Raw genomic sequence first — 14,219 nt, forward strand, 5'->3', positions numbered from 1 at the left:
GTCCGGACGGTGGGCAGTGGACACTGTCGGGGTGCCGTCCACGACCGACGTGATCCAGGTGGTGACCGGGATCGCCAGCCTCGCGGTGTCGGCGCTGGCCCTCCGGGAGGCGCGGCTGCAGCGGGCCGGCCGCGGCGAGAGCGGGATGCCGCCACCGGCGCCCGCGCCGCACCTGCCGATGGAGACGGCCGCGCTCCCGCCGCCGCTCGCACCCTCTCCGTCGCCGGTCGCGCCGCCGCGGGCCGACCAGGAGCCGTCCGCCGGCTCACCACCCGCGGAGCCGCCGGCCGTGCCGGGACCGGCGCCGGCCGCTCCACCCGAGCCGCCGTGGGCCCTGCCGCAGCGGCCCCGTCCCTGGACCGGTGGCGAGCCGCCGGGCGCACCGTCCGGCATGGGGCGTCCCAGCGACCCGGGCGCCACCCACGGATGGGTCGCGCCGTCCGGTGCGCCGGTGCCGTACCGGGGCCGGCGCGCGGCATGGGTGCGCTGGGCGGCCGTGGTCGGCGTGTCCGCGGCCCTCCTGGGGGTCGGCTACGCCGCCCTCTTCCGGGGAGACGCCGCGGCCGAGGCGTCCGCGCCGGGCGGCGCCGGCAGCAGCTTCGCGCTGGCCTCCGTGGGACTGCTCGTGCTGACCGTGGTGATTGCGCTGGTCGTCCGCGGCCGGCGCGCGCCGTCGCGGGCGGTCTGGGCGGCGGTTCCGGCAGTCCTGGCCGCCGCCTCCGTCGGCCTCACCGCACACGCGCTGCCCGTCCCCGGCGCGGTCAAGCTCGGCGCCGCCCTCGCCGCCCTCGGCATCGCCGCCTGGGCCACCTTCCGCCGCTGACCGCCCGCGCCCCGACCCCGGCCGGCCGCCCCGGCAGACCGCGTCGCCTGGCCAGGAGCAGCCCGAACAGGCGAGCGCCGCCTGGTCAGAAGCAGCCCGAAAGGCGCAAGGCACGCCGGCCCGGAAGGCACGCCGGCCCGGAAGGCACGCCGGCCCGGAAGGCACGCGGCAGGCCGGGCGAAGCATTGCGGCCGGACGCACCACCGGCGCCCGGCCGCACTGCGCGAGCCCCGTCAGTCGACGACGCGCGGCGCGGTCTTCGCCGCCGCTTCCAGGGCGGCGGCCGCGCCGCTGTACGGGTTGTACGTGTACGTGCGGGAGACGCCACCGGGGATCGCGAAGTACTCGGCGGAGAGCTTGGCCGGGTTGGTCGCGATCTCGCCACGGCCGGGCAGGTCGTCTCCGTCGTCCCAGCCCCACGGTGCGTTGGCCGAGTTGGTGCCGCAGCCGAACGTCCCCGTGCCGCAGCCGCCCGACGTGTCGCCGGCGAACGTGCCGAGGTTGGCGAACAGGCCCGTGTTGTTGCGTTCCGCCCACAGGCCGCCGGCGGCGAAGATGTCGACGAGCTGGTACCGCACGTCGCGGTCGTTGCCGCTGCTCGGCGTCTCGGCGACCGTGGACGGGTAGTAGATGACGCCGTCGCCGTTGATCGCGTACTGCGGGTGTGCCTTGAGGCCGTGCCCCTGCGGCTCCTGCGCGGTCACCGGGTGGGAGAAGGAGTCGTGCGGCGAGGCGGCGAAGGTGAGGGTGCCGTCGACGCTCTCCCGCCCGGAGGTCCAGCTGCTGCCGGCCGGCGTGAACGAGTAGAAGTTCGTGTGCGCGACCGACACCGCGCCGCGCAGCACGCCGTACTCCGAGCCGTCCCGCTCGACGGCGAGCATGATGCCCTCCCCGTCGTTTTCGTGCTCGGTCTCGAAGAACGGGTGGTCGACCCAGTCGCGGGGATGGAAGAAGAGGTACGTGATGTACCAGTGGCTGCTCGTCTCGGCGACCGAGTAGTAGGCGTGCGCGGCCAGCGACGCGCCCGACTGGCCGGCGTTGTCCCAGTTGTTGCGGCCGTTGAGGTCGCCGTCGAAGTCGACGCGGGTGATGTAGTCGGCGCGGCCGCCGAGCGCGTGCGTGCCGGTCGCGTCCACGTCCTGGTGGTGGATGGGCGCCCAGCGTAGGGCGAGCTGCGCGCGGCTCGGTGCGGCGGCGGCCGGCGACGGCACCGCGAGCCCCACGGCCGCGAGCGCCGCGGTGGCGGCGGCAGCCACTGTGGACCTGGTGAACATGGTTCCTCCCCACAATCCGGATGGGATCGATTGTGAGGAATCTTCGCGGCTGGCGATCGCGTATGTGTAGCCGGCGGGCGAAAACCGGATAGATGCCGGTCGACGGGGAGGATTCGCGGTCAGCCGCCGCGCCGCACCTCGACGCCGAGCGGGGTGAGCCGGTGCACGACCGCGCCGCCCTCGCGTTCGCTGCTCAGCAGGCCGGCGGCGCGCAGCGCGGCCGCGTGCTCCGAGGCCGACGGCAGGCTGATGCCCGCCGCCTTCGCCAGCGCCGTCGTCGTGTGCCGGCCCGGCTCGCCCAGCCGCCGCAGCACCTCGGCCCGGGTCCGCCCGAGCAGCCGGGCGAGCGCCTCGGTGTCGGCCGCCGCCGGCGGCGCCACCGCGAACACCAGCAGGGCCGGGCGTCCGGGCTCGACCAGCAGCCGCGGCCGCGGACCGGCGAAGGGACTGGGCGCGAGCACGAGGCCTTCGCCGCTGCCGGCCAGGTCCGCGCTCCACCAGCTTTCCATTTCGAGTACCGGCGACGACCACCGCACGCTCGGACCGATGCCGCCGAGCACGCCGTCCACGCCGGAGACCGCCCACTCCCGCGCGGCCCGGTCCACCCAGCGGCGGTGGGCAAGTTCCAAGTCGTTCCACTGTGGACGCAGCTGCTTGTCGAACCACGCCCGCAGCGCGGACGCGAGCAGCTCGACCGCGTCCCGGTCACCGGCGGCGAGCCGGCGCCGCCACGGCGTGGCCGGCAGGTGCGCGTACGCCCGTGCCACGTCGGCCCGCACCCGCCGGCGGGGCGTGGCGCGGATCGCGTCGAGCCCCGCTTCCAGCGAGTCGAGCCCCTGGTACGGCGTGACGAAGTCGGGCAGCATCCCGCGCGCCGGCAGCAGGTGCCGCAGCGGGCCGGGTGCCGCGGTGCCGCGCAGCGCCTGGCTGGCGAGGACGGCGGCGCCGACCGGGTGGGGGCGGGGCACGAGGCGCACCCGACCCAGGTCCGCCGGAGTCAGCCGCAACGTGATCACCCATGCAGCTTGCCGGGGTTCGGCGCTGACCGAAAGGGTTGACCCGGCGCCGCGCCGCCACGGAGGGTATGCCGGTGCGACGGACGTTGGTGTGGACGGTGGTGGCCGCCCTGCTGGTCGGCCTCGCCGCGTGCGGTGACGACGAGCCCGCGCCGGCGGTGAGCGGGCCGGCACCGACTACCGCCGCGGCCGTGAAGCCGGCGCCGGGACAGCACGCGCTCACGCTCGACCACGGCGACGCGACCCGCCGCTTCCGCCTGCACGCGCCGGCCGGCTACGACGGCTCCAAGCCGGTGCCGCTGGTGATCGCGCTGCACCCGTACCCCGGTGATGGTCTGACGATGAGCGAGATGGTCGGCCTGGACGCGCTCGCGGAGCGGGAGGGGTTCCTCACCGCGTACCCGGACGGCGTCAACGGCGGCTTCAACGCGTTCGTCTGCTGTGGACAGGAGGACGACGTCGGCTTCCTCGCGGCGCTCGCCGCGCACCTGGTGCGCGGGTGGAACGTGGACGCCGACCGGGTGTACCTGACCGGCATCTCCAACGGCGGCGACCTCAGCTTCCGGGCGGCCGTCGAGGCGACCGGGGTCTTCGCCGCCATCGGCGTGGTGAGCGGCGGCTTCATCGGCGCGCTGCCGGCCGGCGCGGACTACGCGCCGAAGAGCCCGGTCTCGGTGATCACGTTCATCGGCGACCAGGACCGGTACGCGGGCGAGTTCGCGGAGGGCCTGGTGAGCTGGCGCAAGCGGCTGCGCTGCGCCGAGGTGAAGCCGGCGCCGAAGCGGCCGGCGGCCAACGTCACGCTGAGCCGGGGACGCTGCGCGGACGGGAGTGACATCGACGTCTACACCATCGGGGGGATGGGACACTCCTGGCCCGGCGCGACCGCGGGCGCGATGGCCGCGCGCGACGCGGGGGTGGTGGCGACCGACCTGATCTGGCGGTTCTTCGCCGCGCACCCCCGCAAGGGATAGCGCTACCGCTCCCGGTTGTAGAGCCACTTGGCCCACTGGAAGCAGACCGCGGTGACGGCCACGCTCCACCCGGTCGCGAGCCAGGCGCTGTGGCCGATCCCGGTGCCCAGCAGCAGTCCGCGCAGCGTCTCGATGACCGGCGTGAACGGCTGGTACTCGGCGAACCACCGCAGCGCGGCGGGCATCGAGTCGGTCGGCACGAAGCCGCTGCCCAGAAACGGCAGGAGCAGCAGCGGCATGGGCAGGTTGCTGGCGCTCTCCACGCTCTTGGTGACCAGGCCGAGGGCGACCGACAGCCACACCACCGCGAACGTGATCATCATGAGCACGCCGGCGGCGGCCAGCCACTCGACCGGCGTGGCGTTGGGCCGGAATCCGGTCGCGACCGCGAGGACGGCGACGACCACGAGGCTGAGCAGCGACTGCACCATGCTGCCGAGCACGTGTCCGGAGAGCACCGACGGCCGGAAGATCGCCATCGTGCGGAACCGGTCGACGATCCCCTCGGTCATGTCCATCGCGACCGTGATGGCGGTGCCCTGCGCGGTGCCGGCCACGGTCATCAGCAGGATGCCGGGCACGACGTAGTTGGCGTACGCCTCGCGGCCACCGGCGAACGAGCCGCTGGCCGCGCCGCCGAGGCCGTCGCCGAGCGTGCCGCCGAAGACGTACACGAACAGCAGCAGGAACACCACCGGCAGGAAGACCGTCATGAACGTGAGCACCGGGTAGCGCCGCATGTGCAGCAGGCCGCGCCGGAACATGACGGCGGTGTCGGTCAGCGCATAGCTCATCGTGGTCATGCGACGGCCTCCCGCCGCTGCGGGCCGGTCAGGGCCAGGAAGACGTCGTCGAGGTCGGGCAGGTGCACGGAGAGCGTGTCGACCTCGACCGCGGCGCTGTCGAGGCGGTCGAGCAGCGCGCGCAGCGACCGCACGCCCGTGTCGCCCGGCACCACCAGCGTCAGCGCCTCGTCGTCCGGGCTGGCGCCGTCGAGCAGCGCCGCGGCCGTGGCGAGCGCGCCCGCGTCGGCGAACCGCAGGCGGATGTGGCCGCCCGGCACGCGCCGCTTGAGCGCGGTCGGCGTGCCCTCAGCGATCACCCGGCCGTGGTCGAGCACCGCGACCCGGTCGGCGAGCTGGTCCGCCTCCTCCAGGTACTGCGTGGTGAGGAGGACGGTGACGCCGTCGGCGACGAGGTCGCGGATGACCTGCCACATGCCGCGGCGGCTGCGCGGGTCGAGGCCGGCGGTCGGCTCGTCGAGGAAGATGATGCGCGGGTCGCCCATCAGCGTCATGGCCAGGTCGAGGCGGCGGCGCATGCCGCCGGAGTACACCTGGACGGGTTTGCCGCCGGCCTCCACGAGGTCGAAGTGGGCCAGCAGCCGCTCGGTGCGCCGCCGCACCTCGTCCCGGCGCAGGTGGTGCAGGTCGCCCATCAGGCGGAGGTTTTCCACGCCGGTCAGCAGGTTGTCCACGGCGGAGAACTGCCCGGTCACGCCGATCAACGCGCGCACCGCGTCGGGCTCGGCCACGACGTCGTGGCCGCCGACCCGCACCGTGCCGGCGTCCGGCCTGAGCAATGTGGACAGCACCCGGACGACGGTGGTCTTGCCGGCGCCGTTGGGGCCGAGCAGCGCGTACACCGTGGCCGGCGGGACGGCGAGGTCGACCCCGTCGAGCACGAGCTTGTCGCCGAACGACTTGCGCAGCCCGGCGGTCTGGATGGCGGGTGGGTTCATGGCAGCTCCTACCCGCCGGGCCGCCGGCGGGTCAGATGTCGAGGTCTTCGATGGGGGGTTGGTCGGCCATGTCGGCGACCATCTCGTACAGCTCCGGGGGGAGCAGGTCGCGCAGCTCCGCGAGGGTGCCGGCGATGTGCAGGACCGACTCCGGCGCGGTGACGCCCCACGCCTGGCCGCTGCTCCAGTTGCCCACCCAGGAGCGCCAGCCGGTGGTCCACTTCTCGCTGTCGCTGGTCATCTGCGCCGAGCGCTCGACGTGGACGACGAACTTGCCGGTGCGCGAGCGGTAGACCCGGAAGATCTCGAACCGCTGGCTCGTGGACCGCCCCCACTCGCCCAGCAGCACGCCGGAGAACCGCTGCTTGCGGCCCTTGCCCGGACCTATCCGCACGATGATCTCGTCGTACCCCTCCTGCCGACCCTCCTCGATGTCGACGTAGCGGCGCACAGCCGTGGAGATCGCCGCCGACAGGTTGCCCCCGGCAAGCTCCTGGGCCCGGCGGAAGAGGGGCAGGTCGTCGTCGGACACGTAGATCGTCTTGTTCGGCATGCGCAACATTCTCTCTGCTCGGCTCGACTATACGTATACGTCTACGTACACGCAAGGCTCGTCAAGCCGGCGCGGGGGTCAGTCGAACGGGACCTCGTCCACCTCGCCGCCGGGCCAGCGCACCGTCACCGCGCCGTCCCGCACCTCGACCGCCGGAAGGGTGGGCAGGCCACGGTCGTTGCCGGTGAGCACCACGGCCGCCGCGAGCACGTCGCCCGGCGTGGCGGCGGCGCGGGTACGGGCCCACGGCACCGCTGAGCGCGCGCCGAGCGGGTTGGCGCCGTCGCTCTCGCTCACGCCGGCGTCGTCGAAGCCGCGCAGCGCGTACACCGCGCCGGTGAGCCCGTCCGCCGACGCGCGCGCCCAGCCCTCCCCGCTGTCGACGGCCACCCGGTCGCCGGCGACCGCCCAGCCGCCCAGGTGCACCCGCCACGGCCCGGCCTCGGCCGGCCAGTGCGCCTCCGGGTCCTCGCCGAGCGGCTCGGGTACCCGCGCTCCGTCCACCCGGACGAGGCGGACCTCGACCGGGCCGCGCAGGGCGGACGCGGTGGTCAGCCAGGGGCCGGTGCGGATGCCGTACCAGCCGGCGGCCGGAGCGCCGGCGCCGGACGGGTGCAGCCACATCGCGCGGCAGCGGGACACCGCCCAGTGCGAGCCCTGCGCGACCCGCTCGATCCGGCCGCGGTGCGAGGGGCGGCCGGTCGGGTCGAGCAGGGCGACGTGCGAGTCGAGCGGCTCGCGGTGCGCGCGGTCGGAGAGGTCGGGCGCGGCGTGCGTGGCGTACGCGTGCCGCTTGTAGAACGGGTCGTCCACCTCGGCGTGCCGGTCCCACAGGTGGTCGCTGCCGTGGTTGGCGATCCGCACGATCCCGTCGTCCACCGTGGACGAGACCACCCAACCGGGCGCGCGCAGCGAGACCACCGCGTCGCTCCGCTCGGCCGGCAGCGGCTGCTCCGGCTCCGTCCACACCGGATCGTCCGGCGGCAGCAGCAGCCCGGCGAACGCCTTGCTGGCCCAGTACGGCGAACCGGGTCCACTGTAGAGCTGCCGGATCCGCGGGTACGGGCCGTGCCACCCGATCGGCAGCAGCCCGCGCGCGTCGACCGACCCGCCGTCCACGAAGTGCCGCACCACCCGGCCGGCGAGCCGCCGCGTCTGGCCGGGGGGCAGGGGAGTGGCGCCGAAGAGCGCCCCGGTCCAGAAGGGTGCCAGCATCGCGAAGCGGTACGTCAGCGAGCGGCCCTGGAACAGCGGCGCGCCGCCGGAGCCGACAAGGTGCCGCGCCTCGCCGAGAAACGCGCGGAGGCGCTCCAACCACGCCGGGTCCGGGCGCTCGCCGAGGATCCGGGAGTACCACAGTGGATAGAACTGCATCGCCCAGCCGCTGTAGTAGTCGAAGTTCTGCCGCCGGCCGCCGCCCGAGCCACCGTCGGAGTACCAGCCGCCGCCCACGTACCAGCCCTCGTGCTGGCGCAGGTTGCGCTCGATGTCCTCCTTCGACCAGGGGCCGCCGACCGTGCGCAGGAACGCCTCGGCGATGTTCTGGAACCAGATCCAGTTGTTGTCGTAGCCGCTCGTGCCGATGAACGCGGACAGCCAGTGGACCACCCGCTCCCGCACCGGCTCGTCCAGCGCGTCCCACAGCCATGGGCGGGTCTCGTGCAGCGCGATCGCCACCGACGCCGCCTCCACCCGGGCCTGGCGCCGCTCGTGCAGCGTGGGCCACCGCTCGGGCGAGGCCGGGTCGGTACCGGCGGCCAGCCCCCGCGCGTACCACGGCAGGAGCCCGTGCGGGTCGGCGCCGCCGGCGCCGGCGACCCGGAACGCGGCGAGCAGGAACGTGCGCGCGTACCCTTCGAGGCCGTCGCTCCAGGCGCCGGAGCGGCTCACCGGGCCGGGCAGGTCGACGAGCGCGTGGCTCGGCGACGCGTACGGCCGTACCGCGAGCAGCAGCCGGTCGGCGAGCGACTCCCAGTCGGCCCGCGTGTACCCCACCGTCACTTGACCCCTCCCGCGGTCAGCCCGCCGACCAGATAGCGCTGGAAGACCAGGTACAGCACCACCACGGGTGCGGCGCAGACGAGCGCGGCGGCCATCAGCTGCCCGTACACCGGGATCGCCCCACCCTCCTGGGTGGCGCCGAAGACCTGCAGCGCGACCGCGGCGGTGCGGGTGTCCGGGTCGGTCATCACCGACGCGAAGAGCACGTCGTTCCAGCCGAGCAGGAACGCGAAGATGCCCGACACGATCAGGCCCGGCCAGCTCAGCGGCACGATGATGCGGGTAAGGATCCGCCAGGAGGAGGCGCCGTCGATGCGGGCCGCCTCGTCGAGCTCGGGCGGCAGGCCGCGCAGGTACGTGACCATCACCCAGGTGGAGAACGGCAGCGCGAACGTCAGGTAGGTGAGCCCGAGCGCCCAGCGGGTGCCGATGACCTGCACGCCGATCGCCGCGGACGCGCTGGCGAAGAGGACGAAGACCGGCAGCAGCACCAGCGTGCCCGGGATGCTCTGCATCGCCAGCAGCGCGCGGAGGATCGCGACCCGGCCGCGGAAGGCGAAGCGCACCAGCACGTACGCGCTGCCGACCGAGACGAACGCCGAGGCGGCGGCCACCACGCCGGCCACGAGCAGGCTGTTGAGCAGGCCGCCGCCGAGGTCCACCGTGGACCAGATGCGGCGGTACGCGCCGAGGTCGACGGTGTCCGGCAGGTAGGCGCCGGAGGCGACGGCGAGGTCGGAGCTGACCGACGCGAAGAGCATGTACGACACCGGGCCGAGCACGACGAGCAGCAGCACGGCCAGCACGGCGAGCTGCAGCGGCCGGGGCAGCAGGCGGGTGTGTCTCATGTCAGCCGCACCGCCCGCAGGTACCCGAGCAGCGGCACCGCGACCACGCCGAGCGAGAAGACCGCCATGGCCGCGCTGAGGCCGAACCGGAAGTTCTGGAAGCTCTCCACGTAGGTCAGCACCGGCAGCACCTCCACGTCGCGCGGGCTGGGCACGCCGAAGAGCACGTACGGCAGCGTGAAGTTGTTGACGCTGTGCAGGAACGTGATGACGAGGCCGAGGGCGACCGGGCCGCGCAGGTACGGGAAGATGAGCCGCCGCAGCTTCACCCACCACCCGGCGCCGTCGATCGCGGCCGCCTCGTGCACCTCCGGGTCGACGGTCTGCAGTCCGGCGAGCGTGAGCAGGTAGAGCAGCGGCCACGCGGTCCACGCCTGGACGATGACGAGCGCCCAGAAGCTGCGCGGCCCGTTGAGCCAGAGCCCGGCGTCCAGGCCGGCGCGGCCGACCGCCGCGTCGGCGACGCCGTCCGGCTGGAGGATCACCCGCCACACGGTGCCGACCACGAACGCGGGCAGCACGTACGGCACCAGCAGCACCGAGCGGACCAGCCCCCGGCCGGTGAAGCGGTCGTGCGCGGCGAGCGCGGCGGCCACCCCGACCGGCAGGGTGACGAGCGTGACGATCACCGCGTACGCGGTGCTGACCCAGATCGCGTGCGGCAGGCTGGAATCGCGCACCGCCTCGACGTAGTTGTCCAGCCCCACGAACGGCGCGTCCAGCCACTGCCGGAACGTGTACTGGTCGAGGTCGAGCAGCGAGATCTGGCCGGCCACCGCCAGCGGCACGCCGACCACGAGCACCAGCAGCACACCACCGGGCGCCAGCATCCACAGGGGACGCTGGCGCTCGGCGACGCGGCGCGCGCGCCTCACTTGGCCTTGTCCAGCGCGCCCTGCGCGGTCGACTGGGCCTGCTTGATGAGCGCGTCCAGCTTGGCGCTGTCCACCGTGCCCGACGACAGGGCCGGCACCGACTGGACGACGACGTTGACGAGCGCGAGCTGGATCTGGCTCCAGGCGCCGGTGAACGGCGTGCCGACGGCCTTCGACGAGGACTCGACCATCGCGGCGAGCGCCGGGTCGGCCTGCAGCTCCGCGGCGAGCGCGGCGTTGGTGGGCAGCTCGCCGAAGGTCTTGTAGTACGAGCGCTGCGCCTCGACGTCGGTCAGCATCTTCACGAACGCCAAGGCGAGGTCCTTGTCCTTGGAGTACGAGGCGACCACGAGGTTGTCGCCGGACAGGATGCTCGCCGCGCCGCTGCCACCGGCCGGCAGTGCGGTGGCGCCGGGCGGGATCGTCGGCATGATGGCGTACCCGTACCGCCCGGCGACCGCCGACTTGTCCAGCGTCACCTTCGAGGTCGCCGACACCATCGGCAGGAACGCCGCCTTGCCGGCACCGAACGCCGCGATGGCCTGCGCGTTCTTCCAGCCGACCGCGGCCGGGTCGACGACCTTGTCGGTGGCGACCCAGCCCAGGTACGTGCGGTAGGCGGCCGCCGTCGTCGGGTCGTCGAGCCGCGCCTTGCCGCCGTCGACGAGCGGGTTGCCCGCCTGCAGCGACATCGCCCAGATGAACTTCCACGGGTCGAAGCTGTCCGCGTAGGCGACGGCCAGCCCGTACACGCCGGCGGAGGTGAGCTTCCTGGCCTGGTCGCGCAGGCCGTCCCAGCTGTCGGCGGGCTTGTCGAAGCCGGCCTTGGCGAGCAGGTCCTTGTTGTACGCCATCACGAACGGGCGGCTCGTGAACGGGACGCCGACCTCGTGCTGCTCGTCCGGCCCGGAGATGCCCAATGTGGACGGCAGGAACTTGTCCCGCCCGCCGAGCTTGCCCCAGTCCTCGGCGCTGAGCTCCACGAACGCCTTCGTCGCGTACGCCGTCGGCGTGAACGTGGTGCCCAGCGCGTACACGTCCGGACCCTGGCCGGACAGCACCGAGGTCTGTATGCGGGTCAGCTCGTCGTTGGGGGTGGCGAAGGTCTCGAACCGCACCGTCGCCCCGGTCTGCGCCTTGAACGTCGCCGAGACCTCGTCGAACCACTCGCGCTGCTGCTCCGGGTAGATCGTGTTGGCCCCGATCAGGACGTCGAGCGTCTTGCCCGCGCCGTCGGTGCCGCCGCCGCCGTCCGAGCCGCAGGCGGTCAGCAGGGCCGAGCCGAGAAGGAGAGCGATGGCGCCGCGGATGGCCTTCATATCGGTGCTCCTCACTGCGGTGGTGGCGAACGTAACTCCGTGGCAATGTCATGGCAACCGTTTGCCATCTTTTGCCAACTGTGGTTGCCTGTGCCCGTGCAGGAGCGCGGCCGCCCGGTGACCATCAACGACATCGCCGCGGCGACCGGCGTCGCCGCGTCCACCGTGTCCCGCGCGCTCAGCAAGCCGGGCCGGGTCAGCACGAGCACCCGCGAGCGGATCGAGGCCGCCGCGCGGGAGCTCGACTACATCCCGAACAGGCAGGCCCGGGCGCTCACCTCCGGCCGCACGCAGACGATCGCGGTGCTGGTCTCCGACGTGACCAACCCGTTCTACTTCGGCATCATCCGCGGCACGCACCAGGCCCTCAAGGCCGCGGGGTACGCCCAGCTGCTCATCGACAGCGAGGACTCCGCCGAGGTCGAGACCCAGATGCTGCACCGGATGCGCCAGTCGCTCGACGGCGCGATCCTCGCCGCGTCCCGCCTGTCCGAGCGCGCTCTCACGCTGCTCGCCGCCGAGATCCCGCTGGTCACCATCAACCGCAACGTGCGCGGCGTGCAGAGCGTCATGATCGATACGCCGAGCGGCATCGTCCAGGCCGTCGAGCACCTGGCCTCGCTCGGCCACCGCGACCTGACCTACGTCTCCGGCCCCGAGCGCTCCTGGCCCAACGAGGCGCGCTGGCGGGCGATGCGCACCGCGGCGGCCAAGCTCGGGCTGCAGGTGCGCCGCGTCGGCCCGTTCGCCGGCTCCCGCCCCTCCGGCACCGCGGCGGCCGACGCCGTGCTCAACACCCGGGCCACCGCGTGCGTGGTCTTCAACGACCTGCTCGCGATCGGCATGCTGAGCCGGCTGGGCGAGCGGGGTGTCCGGCTGCCCGACGACCTGAGCATCGTCGGCTGCGACGACATCTTCGGCGCCGACTTCTGCCACCCGCCGCTCACCACGCTGACCGCGCCGATCGGGCAGGCCGGCCGGGTCGCGGTCGCGATGCTGCTGTCGCGGCTGAAGGGCCAGACGCCGCCGGACGCCGTCCGCCGCACGGTCGTGCTCTCCACGCACCTCACCGTCCGCGAGTCGACCGGCCCGGCCCCCGCGGTGGTCGGGCATGATGGCGGGCCATGACCTCCGACTACGAGATACACCCCATCGGGTACGTGGAGTCGCCGCTCGCCGACCCCGCCGCCGCGCCCAAGCAGGGTGTCGAGGGCGCGCCCGAGGCGACGCTGGTGTTCCGGCCCGAGATGGCCGAGGGCCTCGCCGACCTGGCCGCCGGCGACGAGGTGTGGGTGCTGACCTGGCTGCACAAGGCGCGGCGCGACGTGCTGGCCGTGCATCCGCGCGACGACCCGGCCACGCCGCTGACCGGTGTCTTCAGCACCCGCTCCCAGGACCGGCCCAACCCGGTCGGGCTGCACCGGGTGCGGGTGGTCGCGGTCGGCGGCACCCGCGTGCGGGTGCGCGACCTGGAGGCCGTCGACGGCACGCCCGTCGTCGACGTCAAGCCGGTGATCGGCGGCGGCCGCTGAGGCGTCGCCCCCGGGGAAATCGCTGCGTGCCGCCGGGCGGGCTGCCTTAAGGTCGGCGGGTGAACGAAGCGCTCTACACCGGCGCCGCCCGGTACTACGCGGCCGGCCGGCTGCCGTACCCCGCCGAGCTGCCCGAGGTGCTCCGCGCCGGGCTGGGACTCGACGGGCGCGGACGGCTGCTCGACGTGGGGTGCGGCCCCGGCACGCTGACCCGCGAGCTGGCGCCGCTGTTCGCGGGTGCGGTCGGTGTCGACGCCGACCCCGACATGATCGCCGAGGCGCGCCGGTCGCCTGTGGACGGTCTGGAGTGGAGGCACCTGCGCGCCGAGGAGCTGCCGGCCGGGCTCGGCACCTTCCGCGTGGCGACGTTCGCGCAGTCGTTCCACTGGATGGACCGCCCCCTGGTGGCCCGGCGGGTCCGCGGGATGCTCGAGCCCGGCGGCGCCTGGGTGCACGTCGACGGGATCACCCACCGCGGCGATGACGGCACCGACCCGCTGCCGCACCCCGAGCCGCCGCACGAGGCGATCGACGCGCTGGTGCGCCGCTACCTCGGCCCGGTGCGCCGCGCGGGCACGGCGCTGCTGCCGCAGGGCACGCCCGCCGGCGAGGCGGAGATCATGCGGGCGGCCGGCTACACCGGCCCGGAGCGGCTGCCGGCCGGCGGCGGCACGGTGTACGAGCGCTCCGCCGACCAGGTGGTGGCGCAGGCGTTCTCGCTGTCCTGGTCCGCGCCGCACCTTTTCGGCGCGCGGGTCGGCGAGTTCGAGCGGGACCTGCGCGACCTGCTGCGGGACGCGTCGCCGTCGGGCCGGTTCGCGCAGCGCTCGCGGGAGACCGTGCTCCTGGTGTGGCGGCCGTCGGAAGGGCCGCTGTAGGTTCGCGGGTATGGCACAGCCGGTCGTGCACTTCGAGATCATCGGCGCCGATCCCGAGCGGCTCCGCGGCTACTACGGCGAGCTGTTCGGCTGGGCGTTCGACACGGGCGGCCCGATCGCCGCGCCGGTCTCCGAGCCCGGGCGGTACGGGTTCACCCAACCCGACAGCGGCATACCGGGCGGTGTCGGCGGCGGCGCCGGCCACGCGCCGCACACGGTCTTCTACGTCGGGGTTCCGGACGTGGCGGCCGCGCTGGCCAGGGCGGAGAGCCTGGGCGGCAAGCGGGTGATGGGCCCGGAGCGCGCACCCGGCCGCGACCTCGTGGTCGCCCACTTCACCGACCCCGAGGGCAACCTGATGGGCCTCGCCGGCCCGGCGTAAGGG

15 protein-coding genes are annotated in these 14,219 nt (G+C 74.1%); 6 read left to right on the plus strand and 9 right to left on the minus strand.

The features are described 5' to 3' along the window. Window positions 1-16 precede the first annotated feature (16 nt). Window positions 17-823 (plus strand): hypothetical protein, encoded by an 807-nt coding sequence (locus tag Phou_RS39910; protein WP_173067504.1) that lies wholly within the window; start codon window positions 17-19, stop codon window positions 821-823. Window positions 824-1,056: 233 nt separating this feature from the next. On the opposite strand, the gene Phou_RS39915 is transcribed toward Phou_RS39910, so the two are convergent. Both Phou_RS39915 and Phou_RS39920 read right to left on the minus strand, forming a co-directional pair. Continuing rightward, a complete protein-coding gene (locus tag Phou_RS39915) occupies window positions 1,057-2,097 on the minus strand; it encodes a hypothetical protein (protein ID WP_173067507.1) in 1,041 nt (346 codons plus the stop codon). 119 nt (window positions 2,098-2,216) lie between these two features. Beyond that, window positions 2,217-3,113, minus strand: a complete 897-nt coding sequence (locus Phou_RS39920; RefSeq protein WP_173067510.1) for a helix-turn-helix domain-containing protein — start codon at window positions 3,111-3,113, stop codon at window positions 2,217-2,219. 74 nt (window positions 3,114-3,187) lie between these two features. Here Phou_RS39920 and Phou_RS39925 point away from each other — a divergent pair, with 74 nt between their 5' ends. Beyond that, on the plus strand, window positions 3,188-4,087 hold the full coding sequence (locus Phou_RS39925; RefSeq protein ID WP_246274264.1) for a CE1 family esterase: 900 nt from the start codon (window positions 3,188-3,190) through the stop codon (window positions 4,085-4,087). 2 nt (window positions 4,088-4,089) lie between these two features. On the opposite strand, the gene Phou_RS39930 is transcribed toward Phou_RS39925, so the two are convergent. The 7 genes from Phou_RS39930 to Phou_RS39960 all read right to left on the minus strand — a co-directional run bounded on the left by Phou_RS39930 (window position 4,090) and on the right by Phou_RS39960 (window position 11,424). Beyond that, window positions 4,090-4,890: an ABC transporter permease gene (locus Phou_RS39930; protein ID WP_173067517.1), complete on the minus strand. Its 801-nt coding sequence runs from the start codon at window positions 4,888-4,890 to the stop codon at window positions 4,090-4,092. Beyond that, window positions 4,887-5,828: an ATP-binding cassette domain-containing protein gene (locus Phou_RS39935; RefSeq protein ID WP_173067533.1), complete on the minus strand. Its 942-nt coding sequence runs from the start codon at window positions 5,826-5,828 to the stop codon at window positions 4,887-4,889. Before Phou_RS39935 ends, Phou_RS39930 begins: the two co-directional genes overlap by 4 nt. Window positions 5,829-5,859: 31 nt before the next feature. Further along, window positions 5,860-6,381 carry an EXLDI protein gene (locus Phou_RS39940; RefSeq protein ID WP_173067536.1) on the minus strand — a complete coding sequence of 174 codons (522 nt, stop codon included), beginning with the start codon at window positions 6,379-6,381 and terminating at the stop codon, window positions 5,860-5,862. 78 nt (window positions 6,382-6,459) lie between these two features. Further along, window positions 6,460-8,382 (minus strand): DUF2264 domain-containing protein, encoded by a 1,923-nt coding sequence (locus Phou_RS39945; RefSeq protein WP_173067539.1) that lies wholly within the window; start codon window positions 8,380-8,382, stop codon window positions 6,460-6,462. Next, entirely contained in the window at window positions 8,379-9,230 is an 852-nt protein-coding gene (locus Phou_RS39950) for a carbohydrate ABC transporter permease (protein ID WP_173067542.1), read from the minus strand. Before Phou_RS39950 ends, Phou_RS39945 begins: the two co-directional genes overlap by 4 nt. Beyond that, window positions 9,227-10,105 carry a carbohydrate ABC transporter permease gene (locus Phou_RS39955; protein WP_246274266.1) on the minus strand — a complete coding sequence of 293 codons (879 nt, stop codon included), beginning with the start codon at window positions 10,103-10,105 and terminating at the stop codon, window positions 9,227-9,229. Before Phou_RS39955 ends, Phou_RS39950 begins: the two co-directional genes overlap by 4 nt. After that, a complete protein-coding gene (locus Phou_RS39960) occupies window positions 10,102-11,424 on the minus strand; it encodes an ABC transporter substrate-binding protein (RefSeq protein ID WP_173067545.1) in 1,323 nt (440 codons plus the stop codon). Before Phou_RS39960 ends, Phou_RS39955 begins: the two co-directional genes overlap by 4 nt. A 96-nt stretch (window positions 11,425-11,520) precedes the next feature. Here Phou_RS39960 and Phou_RS39965 point away from each other — a divergent pair, with 96 nt between their 5' ends. Genes Phou_RS39965 through Phou_RS39980 form a run of 4 tightly spaced genes read left to right on the plus strand, consistent with a single transcriptional unit; the run spans window position 11,521 to window position 14,216 of the window. After that, window positions 11,521-12,552: a LacI family DNA-binding transcriptional regulator gene (locus tag Phou_RS39965; RefSeq protein WP_218579501.1), complete on the plus strand. Its 1,032-nt coding sequence runs from the start codon at window positions 11,521-11,523 to the stop codon at window positions 12,550-12,552. Next, on the plus strand, window positions 12,549-12,956 hold the full coding sequence (tsaA, locus tag Phou_RS39970; RefSeq protein ID WP_173067551.1) for a tRNA (N6-threonylcarbamoyladenosine(37)-N6)-methyltransferase TrmO: 408 nt from the start codon (window positions 12,549-12,551) through the stop codon (window positions 12,954-12,956). Before Phou_RS39965 ends, tsaA begins: the two co-directional genes overlap by 4 nt. A gap of 59 nt (window positions 12,957-13,015) precedes the next feature. Next, complete coding sequence (locus Phou_RS39975) at window positions 13,016-13,834, plus strand: class I SAM-dependent methyltransferase (RefSeq protein WP_173067554.1); 819 nt, start codon at window positions 13,016-13,018, stop codon at window positions 13,832-13,834. Window positions 13,835-13,844: 10 nt separating this feature from the next. Further along, window positions 13,845-14,216 carry a VOC family protein gene (locus Phou_RS39980; RefSeq protein WP_173067557.1) on the plus strand — a complete coding sequence of 124 codons (372 nt, stop codon included), beginning with the start codon at window positions 13,845-13,847 and terminating at the stop codon, window positions 14,214-14,216. Window positions 14,217-14,219: the final 3 nt, after the last annotated feature.

Source organism: Phytohabitans houttuyneae (genome assembly GCF_011764425.1).
Classification (GTDB): Bacteria; Actinomycetota; Actinomycetes; order Mycobacteriales; family Micromonosporaceae; genus Phytohabitans; species Phytohabitans houttuyneae.